This is a genomic window from Streptomyces sp. NPDC057137, from assembly GCF_042670825.1.
In the GTDB taxonomy this organism is placed as follows: Bacteria; Actinomycetota; Actinomycetes; order Streptomycetales; family Streptomycetaceae; genus Streptomyces.
Genome location: NZ_JBHUUW010000031.1, coordinates 59,992 through 78,613 on the forward strand (window position 1 = coordinate 59,992; position 18,622 = coordinate 78,613).

Here is an 18,622-nt window from a genome sequence, read left to right on the forward strand (position 1 = left end):
CTTGCTGGGTGGGGCAGATGGTGTCGTCATGGACGAGCGTAGGCCCGGTCCGAGAGTTGGATTCTCGGGCCAACGGACCGTCGCACTACGGTCCTTCGGCTCTGGCGCCGGGTCTCGTGAACGGTATCACAAACTATTTGATGAGGTCTTTACCATGAACGTGTGCTTACCGTCACACATGAGGAGTAATTCGCGCGTCTGAGCCGGACACCGAGCCGTCTTGTCTGGTAATGCGGCGCGTTGAGGCAATTCTCAGTACGCCGAATCCGCCTTGCGTCGATCGGGAAAGTGAGATCGCGGTCCGATCGCGGTCGCCCCGTTGACGCCCGCCGGGACCGGAGCCGGTCCGTCGGCAGGTACGTCGTCGGTCGCCGGGGAATCGTGAGGCACCTGTGATCCGGCGCCCTCCGGGCTCTCCCGCGACTCCGGCGCCTCGTGGGCCGCGTCCGCCAACTCCCCCTGGCCGCGCCGCCGGCGGCGCCGGTAGCGGGGCGGCACGACGGCCTCCGCCCAGCGCGGGGCGCGCGGTGTGAAGCGGGGCAGCAGCAGGAGCAGCAGGCCCAGGGCGCTCAGCACGACGACGGCGAACACGATCCACATCGTGGACATGGTGGACGAGGAGTGGACCGAGTACAGCACCACACCGAAGGCGATCAGCGCCGACCAGAAGTACATGATCAGTACGGCCCTGCTGTGCGAGTGCCCGATCTCCAGCAGCCGGTGGTGGAGATGGCCGCGGTCGGCGGCGAACGGCGACTGGCCGTTCCAGGTGCGGCGCACGATCGCGAGGACGAGGTCGGCGACCGGAATCGCGATGATTGTCAACGGCAGCAGCAGCGGGATGAAGACCGGCAGCGCGGCGTGCGTCGCCTCACGGGTCGAGCCGTCCGCGTAGATCTTCAGGGCGTCCGGATCGACCTGCCCCGTAACGGAGATGGCGCCCGTCGCGAGGACCAGACCGATCAGCATCGAGCCCGAGTCGCCCATGAAGATCCGGGCCGGATGCATGTTGTGCGGCAGGAAGCCGATTCCCATGCCCATCAGGATCGCGGCGAACAGGGTGGCGGGGGCGGCGGCCTCGATGCCGTAGCCGTACCAAATGCGGTACGCGTAGAGGAAGAACGCCGCCGCGGCGATGCAGACCATGCCGGAGGCCAGGCCGTCGAGTCCGTCGACGAAGTTGACCGCGTTGATGGTGATCACGACGAGGGCGACGGTGAGGAGCGTGCCCTGCCACGACGTCAGCGCGACGGTGCCGACACCGGGAACCGGGATCCACAGGATCGTCAGACCCTGCATCACCATCACACCGGCGGCGATCATCTGGCCGCCGAGCTTGATCAGGGCGTCGATCTCGAACTTGTCGTCCAGGACGCCGATCAGCCAGATCAGCGCGGCTCCGGAGAGCAGCGCGCGCGGCTCGTTCGACTGCTCGAAGACCCCGCTGAGATTCTGCAGGTTGCTCGCGACCAGCAGTCCGGCGCACAGGCCGAAGAACATCGCGATACCGCCGAGACGCGGTGTCGGTTCGCGGTGGACGTCGCGGGCGCGGATCGCGGGCATCGCGCCGATCGCGATGGCGAACTTCCGCACCGGACCGGTCAACAGATATGTCACCGCGGCCGTCACGCAGAGCGTCAGCAGGTAATCACGCACAGGCTGCCCCACAGGAATCGCCGACCGTCTGAGCCACACACACTAACTCGGAGAAGGACGGCTGATGGAATGCGCGTAGCCACATGAGGTAAGGACTTACACGGCGGCGCGATGGTTGCACAAACTCGCCCCACCTTATGCCCCACCGCGTTTCTCACCGTACGTCGCCGCAGTTCAACGGTGTGCGAGCGGACGGGTGCCGGGCCGCTGTCAGTGCCGGGTCGGTACGCCCGTGAGCGCCGTCACCACCGGGTCCAGCGCCTGGTGGATCTCGTCGCCGATGGAGCGGAAGAAGGTGATGGGCGCGCCGTACGGGTCGTAGACCTCGTCCGCCTCCGCGTTGGGGGCCAGCAGCCACCCGCGCAGCGCGGCGGCGGCACGCACCAGCGCACGCGCGCGCTCGACCACGCCCTCGTCGAGGGGGTCGGGCAGCGTCGCCGGGTCTATGGCCCGTACGAGACGCGTGAACTCCTTCAGCGTGAAGGTCCGCAGCCCCGCCGAGTGCCCCATCGAGATGACCTGCGCCCGGTGGTCACGCGTCGCCGTGAGGACCAGGTCCGCGCGGATGACGTGCTCGTCCAGCAGCTCCCGCCCGACGAAGCCGGACGGGTCCGCGCCGAAATCCGCCAGGACGGCCTCCGCGTTGGCCTCCATCGAGGCCCCCTCGTGTCCCCAGGTGCCCGCGCTCTCCACGATCAGCCCGCCCGTGAGCCGCTCGCCGAGGCGGTCGCTCAGGGCATGCCGGTTCAGCCGCTCGGTGATGGGCGAGCGGCACACGTTGCCGGTACTGACGTGGAGGATGCGGAAGGTGTCGGGGAGTCCCGCTATGCCACGCCCCTCAGGGGCGGTCAATTGGCCACCTCGAGGTCGGGTACGACCTTGCGCAGCTCGTCGGCGTCGACGGCGCCCGCGCGCAGCAGCAGCGGGACCTTGCCGGTCACGTCCACGATCGACGACGGCACGATGCCGGGCGTCCGGCCCCCGTCGAGATACACCGACACGGCGTCCGCCAGCATCTCCTGCGCGGCGTCACAGTCCTCCGGCGCGGGGTGTCCGGTCAGGTTGGCGCTGGAGACGGCCATCGGGCCGACCTCGGTCAGCAGCTCGATCGCGACGGGGTGCAGCGGCATCCGGATCGCGACGGTGCCCCGGGTGTCACCGAGGTCCCACTGGAGCGAGGGCTGGTGCTTGGCGACGAGCGTGAGCGCGCCGGGCCAGAAGGCGTCGACCAGTTCCCAGGCCTGCTCCGAGAAGTCCGTGACCAGGCCGTGCAGGGTGTTCGGGGAGCCGATGAGCACGGGCGTGGGCATGTTGCGGCCCCGGCCCTTGGCGTCGAGGAGGTCGGCGACGGCCTCGGAGCTGAACGCGTCGGCGCCGAGCCCGTAGACGGTGTCGGTGGGCAGGACGACGAGCTCGCCGCGACGGACGGCGGACGCGGCTTCACGCAGACCGGTTGTACGGTCGGTCGCGTCGTTGCAGTCGTATCGCCGTGCCATCTAACTGCCCTCTTTCTTGATCTTTTGGTGTGCCCGGTTCGCAGGGATTCTCGCGGCCGTCACGGCATGGCCTTGCGGGCCGTCGCGAAGCGGGGGCGTTTGTTCAGGTCCGGGTGGTCGGCCGCGTCCGCCCAGCCGGCCTCCTCGCTGAAGATCCACGGGACCTGCCCGCCCTGGGTGTCCGCGTGCTCCACGACCACGAGGCCGCCGGGCCGCAGCAGCCGGTGCGCGGTGCGTTCGATCCCGCGGATCGTGTCGAGGCCGTCCTCGCCGGAGAAGAGCGCCATCTCCGGGTCGTGGTCACGGGCCTCGGGCGCCACGTACTCCCACTCGGTGAGCGGGATGTACGGCGGGTTGGAGATCACCAGGTCGACCTGGCCGTCGAAGTCGGGAAGGGCCGTCAGAGCGTCTCCGCGGTGCACGGTGACCCTGGACCCCTCGGCGTTCCTCCGCGTCCAGGTGAGGGCGTCCTCGGACAGCTCCACGGCGTGCACACGCGAGCGCGGCACCTCCTGTGCCATGGCGAGCGCGATCGCGCCGGATCCCGAGCAGAGATCGACGATCAGCGGCTCGACGACATCCATCGCGCGGACCGCGTCTATGGCCCAGCCGACGACGGACTCGGTCTCCGGCCGGGGCACGAACACCCCTGGCCCGACCTGGAGTTCCAGATACCGGAAGAAGACCCGCCCGGTGATGTGCTGGAGCGGTTCGCGGGCCTCGCGGCGCGCGACGGTCTCCCAGTAACGGGCGTCGAACTCCTCGTCCACGACGCTGTGCAGCTCTCCGCGCTTGACGCCGTGCACGAACGCGGCGAGTTCCTCCGCGTCGAACCGCGGCGACGGCACGCCCGCGTCGGCCAGCCGCTGGGTGGCCTGGGCCACCTCGGCAAGCAGCAGACTGCGGGGGGCGGGCCCGCGGCGGAGCCGCTGGGGGTCGCTGGGCCCCCCAGAAGGTGGCTGCACGCTGGTTCCTCCTGAGACGTAGACGGGGAGGGGGACGTGTTCGGTACGGGAGTGGCGGACGTGGGCTCAGGCGGCCGCGAGCTTCGCCGCCGAGTCGGCGTCGACGCAGGCCTGGATCACTGCCGCCAGCTCACCGTCGAGCACTTGGTCCAAGTTGTACGCCTTGAAGCCGACGCGGTGGTCCGAGATCCGGTTTTCCGGGAAGTTGTACGTACGGATCTTCTCGGACCGGTCGACGGTACGCACCTGGCTGCGCCGGACGTCCGCCGCGTTCTTCTCCGCCTCCTCCTGTGCCGCGGCGAGCAGCCGCGAGCGCAGGATACGCATGGCCTGCTCCTTGTTCTGGAGCTGGCTCTTCTCGTTCTGGCAGGAAGCGACGACGCCGGTGGGCAGATGCGTGATCCGGACGGCGGAGTCGGTCGTGTTGACGGACTGGCCGCCGGGGCCCGACGAGCGGTAGACGTCGATACGCAGGTCGTTGGCGACGATCTCCACGTCGACCTCCTCGGCCTCCGGCGTCACGAGGACACCGGCCGCCGAGGTGTGGATCCGGCCCTGCGACTCGGTCGAGGGCACCCGCTGCACGCGGTGCACCCCGCCCTCGTACTTGAGCCGTGCCCAGACGCCCTGTCCCGGCTCGGTGGCCCCGTTGCCGCCCTTGGTCTTCACGGCGACCTGGACGTCCTTGTAACCGCCCAGCTCGGACTCGGTGGCGTCGATGATCTCGGTCTTCCAGCCCACGCGCTCGGCGTACCGCAGATACATCCGCAGGAGGTCGCCGGCGAACAGCGCCGACTCGTCGCCGCCCGCGCCCGCCTTGATCTCCAGGATGACGTCCTTGTCGTCGCTGGGGTCACGCGGTACGAGCAGCAGGCGGAGCTTCTCGGTCAGCTCGTCGCGCTGCTTCTCCAGCACCTTGACCTCGGCGGCGAACTCGCCGGCCGACGCGTCCGTGGGGTCCGCCGCGAACTCCCGGGCCGTCTCGATGTCGTCCCCGGTCTGCTTCCAGGCGTGGAACGTCCCGATGATCGGGGTCAGTTCGGCGTACCGCTTGTTGAGCTTGCGGGCATGCGCCTGGTCCGAGTGGACCGACGGGTCGGCGAGCTTCTTCTCCAGGTCGGCGTGCTCGCCGACCAGTTCCTCGACCGCCTCGAACATTCGGGGGCTCCTGGGTTGCGTACGTAGGTGCTGCGCGAAGACGCTGTGAATGGTCTGAAGGGCGTGACGGGCATGTCTGCCGTGACCGCCGACCGCCGTGTCTGCCGTGACCGCCGCGAACGTGCTGCGGGACGGCAAAGCGCCGGTCTCGACGCCCCAGGGCAGGGGCACCGAGAACCGGCGCAGTGGCTCGCTACTTGTTGGCGGAGCCGGCGGCAGCCTTGCCGAAGCGGGCCTCGAAGCGGGCCACACGGCCACCGGTGTCGAGGATCTTCTGCTTGCCCGTGTAGAACGGGTGGCACTCGGAGCAGATTTCGGCACGGACGGAGCCCGATTCGATCGTGCTGCGAGTGGTGAACGACGCACCGCAGGTACAGCTGACCTGGGTCTCGACGTACGTGGGGTGGATGTCGCGCTTCAAGGTGTCTCCTAGGGAACATCCTCGCCAGGCGAGGAAGGCGCCGGGTCGCACGCGCGGATGCTCGTACGTGAACCGGGGCCGACGGACCAGTCTGCCAGGACCGGCCGTATCTCCAAAACCGGGGTGACCCCGGATCTATTCCGCCGCTACGCGGTGCGCTCGCGCCGTCATCCGCCCGTGACCACGTCGGCCGCGTCGCCCTTGTCGCCGGCGGACTGCTCCGTCGCCGAAGCGGGGATCGGCTTGTCCGTGCGCAGCGCGGTCCACACCTGCTCGGACGCCTTCTCCAGCGGTACGACGCGGTTCGGGTCGGCCGGGTCGTACTCGACGGGCAGCGTGATCATGTTGACGTCCGAGGCGCCGAGACTCTTCAGACCGCCGGCGAAGCTCGCGAGTTCCCTGACCGAGTCCAGTTCGGAGTCGGGGGTGATCGCGCGGGTCGCGGTGTCGCCGATGTCGTACAGCTTCTTGGGGCTGCTGAGCAGCCCGATCTCCTTGACCTGGGTGATCAGCGCCTTGATGAACGCCTGCTGGAGCTGGATCCGGCCCAGGTCGCTGCCGTCGCCGACGCTCTTGCGGGTCCGGACGAGGCCGAGCGCCTGCTCACCGTCGAGGGTGTGGGTGCCGGGTTCGAGGTTCAGATGGCTCTTGGAGTCGTCGATGGCCTCCTTGGTGGTGATCTTCACACCGCCGAGGTCGTCGATGAGCTGCTTGAACCCGGTGAAGTCGACCTCGATGTAGTGGTCCATGCGGATGCCGGACATCTTCTCGACGGTCTTCACCGCGCAGGCCGGTCCGCCGACCTCGTACGCCGTGTTGAACATCGCCCGCCGCGCGCCCTCGGCGGTGCCCTCGTCACTCTCGCAGTCGGGGCGCTCGACGATCGTGTCCCTCGGTACGGAGACGACGCTGGCCGTCTTGTGGCCCTCGTTGACGTGCACGATCATCGCGGTGTCCGAGCGGGCTCCGCCCTGGTCGGCGCCGTACGAGGAGTTGGCGCCGGAGCGTGAGTCGGAGCCGAGGACGAGGATGTCCATCGAGCCGTTGTCGACGTTCACGGGGCGGTCGGTGCCGAGGCTGGCGTTGATGTCGACGCCCTTGATGTTGCCGTTGAGTTTGAAGTACGCGTAGCCGAGACCGGATCCGCCGACCAGGACCAGGGCGGCGGCCGACCAGGCGACCACGGTCGTGGCGCGACGGCGCGCGCCGGGCTTCTTGCGGCGCGATCCGGTCGCGCGTATTCGGCCGCCCCTGCTCTGATCGGTCATGTGCTCCTCAGCTCTCGTCGGCTCCCGTAGCGCTTGCGGCTACCCCCTGCCACGGCGTTCAGGCACGGTTTGTCGTCTGTGGTTCAGACGTGCGAGGCAGCTGGCAGGGTTGCACAACAAGCTGTGGCCCCCGCCGGGGGCGGGGGCCACAGAAATGCGCCGGCGAGTGACCGGTCAGCCGGTCCTCACCTGCGGTTTCACGCGATGGTGTGGTAGCCGGTCCAGCCGGATCCGATCTTCACGCCTGTGGCGAAGATCTCGGAGGTGGCCTTGCCGGTGCCCTTGAGGAGATACAGGGTGCCGGCCGCGTTGCGGACGACGACGTCGGGCTTCGCGTCGCCGGTGACGTCACCCGGGGTGGCGATGGTGGTGTACGCGGACCAGTTGGTGCGGACCACGACGGGCGTCTCGAACGGGGCGGCGGCGTTGCCGGTGCCCTTGGCGAGCAGGAGGTCGCCGGTGCTGCCCCGGCGGACCAGCAGGTCGGCCTTGCCGTCGTTGGTGAAGTCACCGTGGCCGCGGACCTGGTTGTAGAGCTGGTAGCCGGTGCCGACCGCGGTGGAGGCGTCGAACTTGCCGTTGCCCTGGCCCGGGTAGAGCCGGAGCTGTCCGGTGGAGGCGACCGCGAGCAGGTCGGGCCTGCCGTCGCCGGTGACGTCGCCCGGGGTGACGATCGCGCGGAAGGTCTTCCAGTCGCTGAAGACCTTGGTCTTCACGTACGTGGCGCTGCTCGCGGAGCGGTGCAGCCAGTACACGTTGCCGGTCGAGGTCTCACGGGCGACGAGGTCCTCGTAACCGTCCCTGTTCAGGTCGGTCTGGACGATGAGGTTGTACGCGCTGTACGAGCCGCTGAACACCTTGCGGGAGGCGAAGCCGGTACCGGTGGAGGTGAAGGTGTAGCCGGCGCTGCCCGAGCTGGTGCGGGCGAACAGGTCGGCCTTGGTGTCACGGCTGAAGTTGGTGTCGTCGATGCGCGGCTGGAGGGCCGGCATGTACGTCGAGACCTTGGTGTACACGTCGTACGTGCCACCGAAGTTGCACAGCTCGGACTGGGTGGCGACACCCCAGGAGGTGACGCCGACGATCCGGCCGTTCACCATCATCGGGCTGCCGGAGTCACCGGGGCAGGTCGCCTTGCCGGTGGAGTTGTCGCCCGTGCCGCCGGTGCCCGCGCAGATCATGTGGCCGGGCTTGTACACGCCCGGCTGGTCGAGCGCGGTGTCGAGGTTCTCCGAGCACTCGGCGTCCGAGCGCAGCGGCTGGGACACCCGCTGGAGGGTGTCGGCCAGCTGGTCGGTCGGGGACGAGCCGGTCAGGCCCCAGCCGTAGGTGGTGGCGGTGGTGCCCGGCGCGTAGCGCGTGGTCTCGCGGTACGGGGCGGGCTGCGCCGGGGTACCCGTGAGGGGCTTGGCGAGCGTCAGCAGCGCGACGTCGTTGTCGATCGCGTCCGCGTTGTACGAACCCGCGTAGTACGAGCGGCTGATGCTGACCGCGGTGCCTTCCGCGTTGTCCGGACCGCCGGCAAGCTTGGCCGTGTTGGCCAGAACCATGCCGCGGCCGACCATGTCGAGCGCTTTGCCGTTCTCGTCGGTGACGCAGTGCGCCGCCGTAAGAACCTTGTTGGGCGCGACGAGCGTTCCGCCGCAGGTGAAGTAGAAGTATCCGTCGTTGTCCCACTCGAAGAACAGCTGCACCATCCAGGGGGCGCTGCTGATGGAAGTGTTCGTTCCGCCGATGATTCGCGGCGAGACTTCCTTGGAACTGACGACCTCGGCGCCCTTCGGCGGCAGGAATTTCGCAACTCCGCCGTCGTCGTCGGCCTGGGCGGTACCCACCAGCCCACCGGCGAGGACGGCAACTGCCGCCGTACCTACGGCAATCAGTCTTCGCATTTTTGAGACGGGTCTGCCTTGAAGCGACACACGCACGCAAATCTCCCACTAATCAAGGGAATTGGTTTGGCGCCGTGTGGGGGGATGGAACGGCTGATCGAATATTACATGCAGAAATCCGCCCCGTCACCGGAGTAACGGGGCGGATCCATGCGGAACTTGAGCAATCGGGACGTGAATCCCGGAACCGGGCGTCGGTATGACGCGTCAGTCGTTGCCGTTTCCGGGCGACGGAGTCGTCTTCTGAATCTGGAGCAGGAACTCCGCGTTCGACTTCGTCTTCTTCATTTTGTCCAGCAGCAGTTCGATCGCCTGCTGCTGGTCGAGCGCGTGCAGCACCCGGCGCAGCTTCCAGACGACGGCCAGCTCGTCGCTGCCGAGCAGGATCTCTTCCTTACGGGTGGAGGACGCGTCCACGTCGACCGCCGGGAAGATGCGCTTGTCCGAGAGCTTGCGGTCGAGCTTGAGCTCCATGTTGCCGGTGCCCTTGAACTCCTCGAAGATCACCTCGTCCATGCGCGAGCCGGTCTCGACGAGCGCGGTGGCCAGGATGGTCAGCGAACCGCCGTCCTCGATGTTGCGCGCCGCACCGAAGAAGCGCTTCGGCGGGTAGAGCGCGGTCGAGTCGACACCACCGGACAGGATGCGTCCGGAGGCCGGGGCGGCGAGGTTGTACGCGCGGCCCAGGCGGGTGATGGAGTCCAGCAGGACGACCACGTCGTGACCCAGCTCCACGAGGCGCTTGGCGCGCTCGATGGCCAGCTCGGCGACGGTGGTGTGGTCCTCGGCGGGGCGGTCGAAGGTCGAGGAGATGACCTCGCCCTTCACCGACCGCTGCATGTCGGTGACCTCTTCCGGACGCTCGTCGACGAGGACGACCATCAGGTGGCACTCGGGGCTGTTGACCGTGATGGCGTTGGCGATCGCCTGGAGGATCATGGTCTTGCCGGTCTTCGGCGGGGCCACGATCAGACCACGCTGGCCCTTGCCGATCGGTGCGACGAGGTCGATGATCCGCGTCGTCAGCACACCCGGGTCGGTCTCCAGGCGGAGCCGGTCCTGCGGGTAGAGCGGGGTCAGCTTCTGGAACTCCGGCCGCCCGCGGCCCGATTCGGCCGCCATGCCGTTCGCCGAGTCCAGGCGCACGAGCGCGTTGAACTTCTCGCGGCGCTCGCCGTCCTTGGGCTGGCGCACCGCGCCGGTGACGTGGTCACCCTTGCGCAGTCCGTTCTTGCGGACCTGGGCGAGCGACACGTACACGTCGTTCGGGCCCGGCAGATAGCCGGAGGTCCGGATGAACGCGTAGTTGTCGAGGATGTCGAGGATGCCCGCGACGGGGATCAGCACGTCGTCGTCGGCGACCTGCGGCTCGCCGCCGCCACCGAACTCCTCGCGGCCACGACGGCCACGGCGGTCGCGGTACCGGCCGCGACGGCCGCGCCGGCCGCCCGCCTCGTCGTCGAAGTCGTCCTGCGGCCCGTTGCCCTGGTTCTGACCGCCCTGGCCCTGGCTCTGTCCCTGGCCCTGGCGCTGCTGGCGCTGGCCGCCGGTCTGCTGGCCGCCACCGCCCTGCTGGTCGTCGCCCTTGCCGCGGCGGTCACGCTGGCGGCTCTGCCGGTCGCCGCGCTCCCCGCGCTCGCCCCGCTGGCCGCGCTCCTGGCGGTCGCCGCGGCGTCCGTCGGCGTCGCCCCGGTCGGACGCGGAGACGGCGGCCTCGGCCTTGGCGTCGGGCCGGTCGTCCACCGCGGTGTCGGTTCCCGACTCGCGGCTCTCCGTCTTGGTGTCCGGGCTGCCCGCCTGCGCGGTGGCCCTGCGCCGACGACGCTCGCCCGCGGGCTGGTCGTCACTGGCCGGCTGGCCCGGGATGTCGATCGAGGAGTCGGCCTTGTCGGCCTTCTCCGCCTTGGCCGGGGCCGGGTCGACGGACTTGTCCGTCGCCTTGTCGGCGGGGGCGTCGGCGGCGGCCGTGTCGCCCGTACGGGCCTTGGAGGTGGCACGCCGCTTGGGCTTCACCTCGACGTCGCCGCCGGAGGCCTCGGCGCTCTTCGGCGCGGCCGAACCGCCGCCCTGCGCCTCCTTGATCACCTCGATCAACTGGCTCTTGCGCATCCGCGCGGTGCCCCTGATGCCGAGGCCGGACGCGACCTGCTGCAGCTCGGCCAGGACCATGCCGTCGAGGCCGGTGCCGGAGCGGCGGCGCCGTGAGGTGGTGCCAGTGGCAGCACCTTCGGCGGGCGCGGTGGTGTCGACGCTGTTGTCGGCGCTCACGCCCATCAGATCGGTGGTGTCGCTCACGAAGGGTCCTTCCCTGGAGCGGACGTCGGCCTTCTGGCTCGGCGACCGGTTGTGCTGTCCGAATGCGGGTTGTGATCGTGTCGATCACCGGCCGCAGTCGGGGCGATGGTCCCGCCGGGTACGGCGGAAGACTTGCGTACGTGCAATGGGTCCGGCCCGAGGTCCCCCTGCTCGGCCCACTCCTGGACATAGCGAGGGGTGTCGTGCCGGTTCCGAGGCGTGCTCAAAACTGCTCAGGCAGGCTGCTCAGGCAGTTGGGGAGGCTCCCGGAAGAATGGTGGTCCCGAATGGGGACGCGATGCACCGAGCCACAAAGACGTCGGGTGCAGACTTGAGGTTAACACTACCGGCTCCAACAAACATTCCCCCTCTCACTCACCGGCAATCCACCGTCACTGAGAACCCAGCGGCAGAACGCTCGCGCCCGTGCCGTCGAGGCCGAGCCTGTTCGCCGCCCAGCCCTCGCCGGCCAGCCGTGCGACCTTGTCGGCCGCACTGTCCTCGGTCAGCGCCAGGACCGTGGGGCCCGCGCCGGAGATGACCGCGGGGACGCCGTCGGCCCGCAGTCGGTTCACCAGCTCCACGCTCTGCGGCATCGCCGGAGCGCGGTACTCCTGGTGGAGCCGGTCCTCGGTGGCGGCGAGCAGCAGCTCGGGACGCCTGGTCAGAGCCTCGACGAGCAGTGCCGCCCGGCCCGCGTTGAAGCTCGCGTCCACATGGGGGACGGCACGGGGCAGCAGCCCTCGCGCGGTCTCGGTCAGGACGGGCCGGTCGGGCACGAACACCACGGGGACCACGGAATCGGCGACCTCCATACGGATGGCGCGCGCCGCTCCCCCGTCGGTCCAGGCGAGCGTGAATCCGCCGAGCAGACAGGCCGCCACATTGTCCGGGTGGCCCTCGATCTCGGTGGCCAGCTCCAGCAGCGCAGTGTCGTCGAGTCTGGCGTCGCCGCCTATCGTCACGGCGCGCGCCGCGACGATCCCGGCGCAGATGGCGGCGGACGAGGAGCCCAGGCCGCGGCCGTGCGGGATTCGGTTGGCGCAGACGACCTCAAGGCCGCGCGGCTGGCCGCCGAGCAGGTCGAACGCGGTGCGCAGGGACCGTACGAGGAGGTGGTTCTCGTCGCGGGGCAGCGTCTCGGCGCCCTCGCCGGCGATGTCGACGTGCAGACCGGAGTCGGCGACGCGCACCACCACGTCGTCGTAGAGCCCCAACGACAGGCCGAGGGCGTCGAATCCCGGCCCGAGGTTGGCGCTGGTGGCGGGGACGCGCACCCGTACGGCGGCGGCGCGGAAAGCTGGACCGGCCATCGCTTAGACGACTCTCCTTGTATGACTGCGAGGAAGGCTGAACGGAGACGAGGCTGCGAGACTGCGGGATTTCGGCGAGGTACGGAAACACCCGACGGCCACGAGGGCAACAACACCGCGGCATATGCGGCGGGGCGGGTGGGGCACAGCCTATCGAAGGAAGGTTCTGTCGCGACATAGGGCGCACAGGAGGCGCACGATGCGTGTCGCGTGACTTCCTGTGCGCCTATGAAGCGTCTTGGTGTGCTTTGTGCGGGTGCTCGCCGGGGCAAGCGGGTACTTACCGGGCCGGGCCGCCGGTCACGCGAGGCCGAGCCGCTCCGCCGCCGTCACCGCGTCCACCGGCACGGTCACCGGCTGGGGCGCTCCCGCGACCGCCCAGTCCGGGTCCTTGAGCCCGTTCCCGGTCACGGTGCAGACGATCCGCTGGCCGGGATCGACCTTGCCCTCCTCGGCGGCCTTGAGCAGACCGGCGACGGACGCGGCCGACGCCGGCTCGACGAAAACACCCTCCTGCGCGGCCAACAGCCGGTAGGCGCGCAGGATCTGTCGGTCCGTCACCTCGTCGATGAAGCCGCCGGACTCGTCCCTGGCGGCGAGCGCCTGCTGCCAGGACGCCGGGTTGCCGATACGGATCGCGGTGGCCACGGTGTGCGGGTCCTTGACGACCTCGCCGCGCACGATCGGCGCCGAACCGGACGCCTGGAAGCCCCACATACGCGGCCGGTGGGTCGCGGGGCCGTCGGCGGTGTACTCCGTGTAGCCCTTCCAGTACGCCGTGATGTTGCCGGCGTTGCCGACGGGCAGTACATGGATGTCGGGGGCGTCGCCGAGCGCGTCCACGATCTCGAAGGCCGCCGTCTTCTGGCCCTCGATACGGGACGGATTCACCGAATTGACCAGCGCCACCGGGTAGTTGTCGGACAGTCCGCGCGCCAGTGTCAGACAGTCGTCGAAGTTTCCGTCGACCTGGAGGATCTTCGCGCCGTGCACCAGCGCCTGGCCCATCTTGCCCAGCGCGATCTTGCCCTGCGGCACCAGGACGGCGCAGACCATGCCGGCCCGTACCGCGTACGCGGCGGCCGACGCCGAGGTGTTGCCGGTGGAGGCGCAGATGACGGCCTGTGCGCCCGCCTCCTTGGCGTGCGTGATGGCCATCGTCATGCCGCGGTCCTTGAACGACCCCGTCGGGTTGGCGCCCTCGACCTTGAGGTGCACCTCGCAGCCCGTGAGTTCGGAGAGGACCTGGGCGGGGACGAGCGGCGTACCGCCCTCGCGGAGCGTGACGACCGCGGTCGTGTCCGTGACCGGCAGCCGGTCCCGGTACTCCTCGATGATGCCGCGCCACTGGTGGGTGCCGCCCGCGGCGGTGCCGCTGGTGCGTTCGGTGGTCATGGGTCCCCTACTCCCCTTCAACACGCATGATGCTGGCGACACCGCGCACGGTGTCGAGCTTGCGCAGCGCTTCGACGGTGCCCGAGAGGGCCGCGTCGGGCGCGCGGTGGGTGACGACGACGAGTGATGCCTCGCCGCCGAGTCCTTCACTGTCCAGCCGGCCCTGCTGGCGCACGGTGTCGATCGACACGTCGTGCTCGGCGAAGACCGTGGCGACCTGGGCCAGTACACCCGGTTTGTCGGCCACGTCGAGGCTGATGTGGTAGCGCGTGACGACCTCGGCCATCGAGCTGACCGGCAGCCGTGTGTACGCGGACTCACCGGGCCCCGTCGACTCGCCGAGCCGGTTGCGGCACACCGCGACCAGGTCGCCCAGTACGGCGGACGCGGTGGGCGCGCCGCCCGCACCGGGGCCGTAGAACATCAGCTGGCCCGCCGCCTCGGCCTCCACGAAGACCGCGTTGTACGCCTCGCGCACGGAGGCGAGCGGGTGGCTGAGCGGAATCATCGCCGGGTGGACGCGGGCGGTGACCGACTTCCCGTCGGCGGCGCGCTCGCAGATGGCGAGGAGTTTGACGGTGCAGCCCATGCGCCGCGCGGAGGCGATGTCGGCGGAGGTGACCTCGGTCAGTCCCTCGCGGTGGACGTCGTCGAGGCGTACGCGGGTGTGGAAGGCGATCCCGGCGAGGATCGCGGCCTTGGCGGCGGCGTCGAAGCCCTCGACGTCGGCGGTCGGGTCGGCCTCCGCGTATCCGAGCGCCGTCGCCTCGTCCAGCGCCTCCGAGTAGCCGGCGCCGGAGGAGTCCATCCGGTCGAGGATGAAGTTCGTGGTGCCGTTGACGATGCCGAGCACCCGGTTGACCTTGTCGCCCGCGAGGGACTCCCGCAGCGGCCGCAGCAGCGGGATGGCGCCGGCGACGGCGGCCTCGTAGTAGAGGTCCTTGCCGTGCTTCTCGGCGGCCGCGAAGAGTGTCGCGCCGTCCTCGGCGAGCAGTGCCTTGTTGGCCGAGACGACGGACGCGCCGTGCTCGAAGGCGGTGGTGATCAGTGTGCGGGCGGGCTCGATGCCGCCGATGACCTCGACGACGACGTCGATGTCGCCGCGTTTGACCAGCGCCGTCGCGTCCGTGGTGATCAGGGCGGGGTCGATGCCCTCGCGCACCTTGGAGGGACGGCGGACGGCGACCCCGGCGAGTTCCAGGGGTGCGCCGATCCGCGCGGCCAGATCGTCGGCGTGCGTCGTCATGATGCGCGCCACCTCTGAGCCGACAACCCCACAGCCCAGCAGCGCCACCTTCAGCGGACGCGTACGCATCATGCGACCTCGATTCCCTCTCTCAGCAATGTGGACCAGTCTCACGCACCGGACGGAAGTTTCTACCCTCCGTCCGGGATGCGAGACGTCTATCTCAGCTAACCGACGTCCAGACGCAGGAGATCTTCCTCCGTCTCACGCCGGACGATCACCCGCGCCCCGCCGTCCTTGACGGCGACGACGGGCGGGCGCAGCGCGTGGTTGTAGTTGCTCGCCATCGAGCGGCAGTACGCGCCGGTGGCGGGGACCGCGATCAGGTCCCCCGGCGCCAGGTCGGCGGGCAGGAACGCGTCGCGTACGACGATGTCACCGCTCTCGCAGTGCTTGCCGACGACGCGCGACAGCATCGGCTCGGCGTCGGAGCGGCGGGAGACGAGGGCGACGCTGTATTCGGCGTCGTACAGCGCCGTACGGATGTTGTCCGACATGCCGCCGTCGACGCTCACGTACGTCCGCAGCCCCTCCAGGGGCTTGATGGTGCCGACCTCGTAGAGCGTGAAGGCGGTCGGGCCGACGATCGCGCGGCCGGGCTCGACGGAGATGCGGGGGGTGCGCAGGCCCGCGGACTCGCACTCGCGGGTGACGATCGCGGTCAGGGACTTGGCGATCTCGTGCGGCTCGCTCGGGTCGTCCTCGGGGGTGTACGCGATGCCGAGGCCGCCGCCGAGGTCGATCTCCGGGAGTTCGACGCCGTGCTCGTCGCGGATCGCGGCCAGCAGTTCGACGACGCGGCGCGCGGAGACCTCGAAGCCCGCCATGTCGAAGATCTGCGAGCCGATGTGCGAGTGGATGCCGATGAGTTCGATGCCGTCGAGCTTCAGCGCCCGGCGGACGGCCTCCGCGGCCTGTCCGTCGGCCAGCGCGATGCCGAACTTCTGGTCCTCGTGGGCGGTGGCGATGAACTCGTGGGTGTGCGCCTCGACGCCGACGGTGACCCGGATCTGTACGGGCTGGACCCGGCCGAGGCGCTGCGCGATGTGCGCGACGCGGACGATCTCCTGGAACGAGTCGAGGACGATGCGTCCGACGCCCGCGGAGACGGCGCGCTCGATCTCCTGCACCGACTTGTTGTTGCCGTGCAGCGCGATGCGCTCGGGGGGCATGCCGGCGTCGAGCGCGGTGGCCAGTTCGCCGCCGGAGCAGACGTCGAGGTTGAGCCCCTCCTCCTTGAGCCAGTGGACGACGGCGCGGGACAGGAACGCCTTGCCCGCGTAGAAGACGTCGGCGTCCTTGCCGAAGGCGTCGGTCCAGGCGCGGCAGCGGGCCCGGAAGTCGGCCTCGTCGAGGAAGTACGCGGGGGTGCCGAACTCCTCGGCGAGGCGGGTGACCGGCAGTCCGGCGACGGTGGCGACACCGTCCTCGTCCCGGCGGACCGTGCGCGACCAGATCTTGTCGTCCAGCGCGTTGAGGTCGGCGGGCGGCGGGGAGTAGTGGCCCTCGGTGTGCACGTCGGCGTAGCGGGGCCCGGCGGGGTGGGCGGAACGGCTCATCGTCTTATGGCTCTCTTGGTTACGTCGGATGCGTCCGACTCGGCGGACGGCATCAGAGGTGTTCGGGCGCGTCGATACCGAGGAGGGTGAGGCCACCGGCCAGCACCGTCCCGGCGGCTTCGGCGAGGGCGAGCCGGGAACGGTGGGCGGCCGAGGGTTTCTCGTCGCCGGCGGGCAGCGGGCGGCAGGTCTCCTGGAAGTGCAGGAACGCGTCCGCGGTGCGTTCGAGATGGCGGGCGACCCGGTCGGGGGCGCGACGGTGGGCGGCGGCGGCGAGTACGCCGGGATGGTCGCCGATGCTTCTCAGCAGGGTGCGCGCCTCGGGTTCGTACGTGTGGGCGCCGCCGGTCGTCGGGATGCCGAGGTCTGCGGCGTTCCGGACGAGGGCGCGGGTACGGGCGTGGGCGTAGCGCACCGTGAACAGGGGGTTGCTCTCGTGCTGTACGAGGAGGTCGTCGCCCGTCGCGGGCCGGTCGTGGGCGGCGGGCCGCAGCAGGCCCCAGCGGGCGGCGTCGGGCCCGAGGCGGGCGAAGAGGTCCCCGGCGAGGTGGGCGGGCACCGGACGTACGGACAGCCGCTCCGTGGCGTCCTCGCCGGTGCGGGCGTCGGCGCCCTGCGCGCGCAGCAGCCGCAGGACGGCCCCGGTCCGGACGGCGGCGCGCGGCTCGTCGGCGGGGGCGAGGACCACGGTGGTGCCGGCGAGGGCGTCCCCGTGCCCGTAACGGATCCCGGCGTCGAGGACGGCGCGGACGAGATCGGCGCGGCCGGCGGGGTCGAGCGTGAAGTTCAGGAAGCCCGGTCCGGTGACGTCGACGCGGGTCAGGTCCGGGGCGGAGCGCAGGATCTCCGTACGGAGGATCTCCGCGACATCGCGCGGGCTGCGCCGGGCGGGGCCCGCCAGCCGTAGCGCCACGGAGGTCGCGTAGTCGCCGCTGCCGCCGGGGCCGGGGCGCCCGACCTGGACGCTGTCCGGTACGGGCCCGGCCAGTACGCCCTCGTCGACCGCGCGGCGCACGGCGCGCAGCACGGTTCGGGAGAGGTCGGCGGGGGTCACGGGACCAGCGTATGGGAGGAGGGGGGCGTCTTCGCGAACCGGTTTCGCGATACGGGCGGCTCCCCGGGTCCCGCGGGGCGTGATCAGCCTCGTGCGCTTCCGGGCGTGCTTCCCGCACGCCCGACTCCATGCCTGCCGTCCAAGGACGGCGGACCCTCCCGGCGCATCAGCCGGCGTACGACCCTGACGAGTTCGGACGGCTCGAAGGGCTTGGCGAGGAAGGCGTCCACCCCGGCGACCATTCCGGTCTCCACCTCGTACCGCGTGCAGGCGCTGATGATCGCGACGGGCAGGTGCGAGGTGGTCGGATCGGCCCGCAGACGGGCGGCGGTGCGGATGCCGTCGAGGCGCGGCATGACGACGTCGAGGGTGATCACATCGGGCCTGACCTGGTGGACGACGTCCAGACACTCGGCACCATCGGCCGCGGTCACGACCTCGAAGCCCTCCAGCTCAAGGTTGACCCTGATCAACTGCCGGATGACCCTGTTGTCGTCGACAACGAGCACCCGGCCTGACGCGCCCGACACAACTTGAGAGTAGGGCGGCCTCCCGGGCCGCGTCCGGGTTTTCCCCACTTCTCACCCCGCGTGAGGAACCCACGGCCGCCGGCCGGCCGCGCGGCGCTCGCCCAAAACCTGTTCACGACGACCCCTTCGGGGCTGGTAGGGTTTTACCCGTCGCCAAGATCCACGGCGATACGCCCCCGTAGCTCAGGGGATAGAGCATCGGCCTCCGGAGCCGGGTGCGCAGGTTCGAATCCTGCCGGGGGCACTTCCGGACAGACCTTCTGGTCAGTGGCGACACTGATCCAGGAGGTCTTTTTCATGCCCCGGGAGCCTCGCGCGGTGAACCACCGACGCAGTGAACCGACGACGTAGACGTAGTGAACCGTCGACGTAGT

Annotated in this window: 15 protein-coding genes and 1 tRNA gene; 1 reads left to right on the top strand and 15 read right to left on the bottom strand. The window is 70.0% G+C overall.

The window, feature by feature from the left end; translation table 11 throughout:
• Positions 1–252 precede the first annotated feature (252 nt).
• The 15 genes from ACFT9I_RS23575 to ACFT9I_RS23645 form a co-directional block, all read right to left on the bottom strand.
• The gene (locus ACFT9I_RS23575; RefSeq protein WP_382567162.1) at positions 253–1,656 is read right to left on the bottom strand and encodes an MraY family glycosyltransferase; all 1,404 of its coding nucleotides are present in this window, start codon (positions 1,654–1,656) and stop codon (positions 253–255) included.
• Positions 1,657–1,866: 210 nt separating this feature from the next.
• Positions 1,867–2,508, bottom strand: a complete 642-nt coding sequence (locus ACFT9I_RS23580) for a low molecular weight phosphatase family protein (RefSeq protein ID WP_023538645.1) — start codon at positions 2,506–2,508, stop codon at positions 1,867–1,869.
• Complete coding sequence (locus ACFT9I_RS23585) at positions 2,505–3,152, bottom strand: L-threonylcarbamoyladenylate synthase (RefSeq protein WP_354604892.1); 648 nt, start codon at positions 3,150–3,152, stop codon at positions 2,505–2,507. Before ACFT9I_RS23585 ends, ACFT9I_RS23580 begins: the two co-directional genes overlap by 4 nt.
• A gap of 59 nt (positions 3,153–3,211) precedes the next feature.
• On the bottom strand, positions 3,212–4,051 hold the full coding sequence (gene prmC, locus ACFT9I_RS23590) for a peptide chain release factor N(5)-glutamine methyltransferase (RefSeq protein WP_189105624.1): 840 nt from the start codon (positions 4,049–4,051) through the stop codon (positions 3,212–3,214).
• 132 nt (positions 4,052–4,183) lie between these two features.
• Positions 4,184–5,275 carry a peptide chain release factor 1 gene (gene prfA, locus ACFT9I_RS23595; RefSeq protein WP_382567164.1) on the bottom strand — a complete coding sequence of 364 codons (1,092 nt, stop codon included), beginning with the start codon at positions 5,273–5,275 and terminating at the stop codon, positions 4,184–4,186.
• 193 nt (positions 5,276–5,468) lie between these two features.
• Positions 5,469–5,696 (bottom strand): 50S ribosomal protein L31, encoded by a 228-nt coding sequence (rpmE, locus tag ACFT9I_RS23600; RefSeq protein ID WP_023538649.1) that lies wholly within the window; start codon positions 5,694–5,696, stop codon positions 5,469–5,471.
• A gap of 167 nt (positions 5,697–5,863) precedes the next feature.
• Positions 5,864–6,964 carry an LCP family protein gene (locus ACFT9I_RS23605; RefSeq protein ID WP_382567166.1) on the bottom strand — a complete coding sequence of 367 codons (1,101 nt, stop codon included), beginning with the start codon at positions 6,962–6,964 and terminating at the stop codon, positions 5,864–5,866.
• Between the two features lie 197 nt (positions 6,965–7,161).
• Positions 7,162–8,856 carry a trypsin-like serine protease gene (locus ACFT9I_RS23610; RefSeq protein WP_382567167.1) on the bottom strand — a complete coding sequence of 565 codons (1,695 nt, stop codon included), beginning with the start codon at positions 8,854–8,856 and terminating at the stop codon, positions 7,162–7,164.
• A gap of 207 nt (positions 8,857–9,063) precedes the next feature.
• Positions 9,064–11,151: a transcription termination factor Rho gene (gene rho, locus ACFT9I_RS23615; RefSeq protein WP_382567169.1), complete on the bottom strand. Its 2,088-nt coding sequence runs from the start codon at positions 11,149–11,151 to the stop codon at positions 9,064–9,066.
• A 392-nt stretch (positions 11,152–11,543) separates the two neighbouring features.
• Positions 11,544–12,464 carry a homoserine kinase gene (gene thrB / locus ACFT9I_RS23620; RefSeq protein ID WP_354604897.1) on the bottom strand — a complete coding sequence of 307 codons (921 nt, stop codon included), beginning with the start codon at positions 12,462–12,464 and terminating at the stop codon, positions 11,544–11,546.
• 300 nt (positions 12,465–12,764) lie between these two features.
• Entirely contained in the window at positions 12,765–13,859 is a 1,095-nt protein-coding gene (thrC, locus tag ACFT9I_RS23625) for a threonine synthase (protein ID WP_382567171.1), read from the bottom strand.
• Positions 13,860–13,866: 7 nt separating this feature from the next.
• Positions 13,867–15,177 carry a homoserine dehydrogenase gene (locus ACFT9I_RS23630; protein WP_023538655.1) on the bottom strand — a complete coding sequence of 437 codons (1,311 nt, stop codon included), beginning with the start codon at positions 15,175–15,177 and terminating at the stop codon, positions 13,867–13,869.
• Positions 15,178–15,272: 95 nt separating this feature from the next.
• Positions 15,273–16,664, bottom strand: coding sequence for a diaminopimelate decarboxylase (gene lysA / locus ACFT9I_RS23635; RefSeq protein ID WP_382567173.1), 1,392 nt, complete (start codon positions 16,662–16,664; stop codon positions 15,273–15,275).
• A 52-nt stretch (positions 16,665–16,716) separates the two neighbouring features.
• The gene (gene nrtL / locus ACFT9I_RS23640; RefSeq protein WP_382567175.1) at positions 16,717–17,718 is read right to left on the bottom strand and encodes an ArgS-related anticodon-binding protein NrtL; all 1,002 of its coding nucleotides are present in this window, start codon (positions 17,716–17,718) and stop codon (positions 16,717–16,719) included.
• Between the two features lie 83 nt (positions 17,719–17,801).
• Complete coding sequence (locus tag ACFT9I_RS23645; RefSeq protein WP_382567177.1) at positions 17,802–18,296, bottom strand: PleD family two-component system response regulator; 495 nt, start codon at positions 18,294–18,296, stop codon at positions 17,802–17,804.
• A gap of 124 nt (positions 18,297–18,420) precedes the next feature.
• Between ACFT9I_RS23645 and ACFT9I_RS23650 the strand changes: the two genes are divergently transcribed.
• Positions 18,421–18,492: transfer RNA gene (locus ACFT9I_RS23650), tRNA-Arg, on the top strand.
• Positions 18,493–18,622 lie beyond the last annotated feature (130 nt).

What these genes read in the sequence shown, in the direction of transcription:
- ACFT9I_RS23605 (WP_382567166.1), bottom strand. Translation starts at nt 6,964, where the DNA reads ATGACCGATCAGAGCAGGGGCGGCCGAATACGCGCGACCGGATCGCGC.
- ACFT9I_RS23630 (WP_023538655.1), bottom strand. Translation starts at nt 15,177, where the DNA reads ATGATGCGTACGCGTCCGCTGAAGGTGGCGCTGCTGGGCTGTGGGGTT.
- lysA (WP_382567173.1), bottom strand. Translation starts at nt 16,664, where the DNA reads ATGAGCCGTTCCGCCCACCCCGCCGGGCCCCGCTACGCCGACGTGCAC.
- thrB (WP_354604897.1), bottom strand. Translation starts at nt 12,464, where the DNA reads ATGGCCGGTCCAGCTTTCCGCGCCGCCGCCGTACGGGTGCGCGTCCCC.
- thrC (WP_382567171.1), bottom strand. Translation starts at nt 13,859, where the DNA reads ATGACCACCGAACGCACCAGCGGCACCGCCGCGGGCGGCACCCACCAG.
- prfA (WP_382567164.1), bottom strand. Translation starts at nt 5,275, where the DNA reads ATGTTCGAGGCGGTCGAGGAACTGGTCGGCGAGCACGCCGACCTGGAG.
- ACFT9I_RS23585 (WP_354604892.1), bottom strand. Translation starts at nt 3,152, where the DNA reads ATGGCACGGCGATACGACTGCAACGACGCGACCGACCGTACAACCGGT.
- ACFT9I_RS23610 (WP_382567167.1), bottom strand. Translation starts at nt 8,856, where the DNA reads ATGCGAAGACTGATTGCCGTAGGTACGGCGGCAGTTGCCGTCCTCGCC.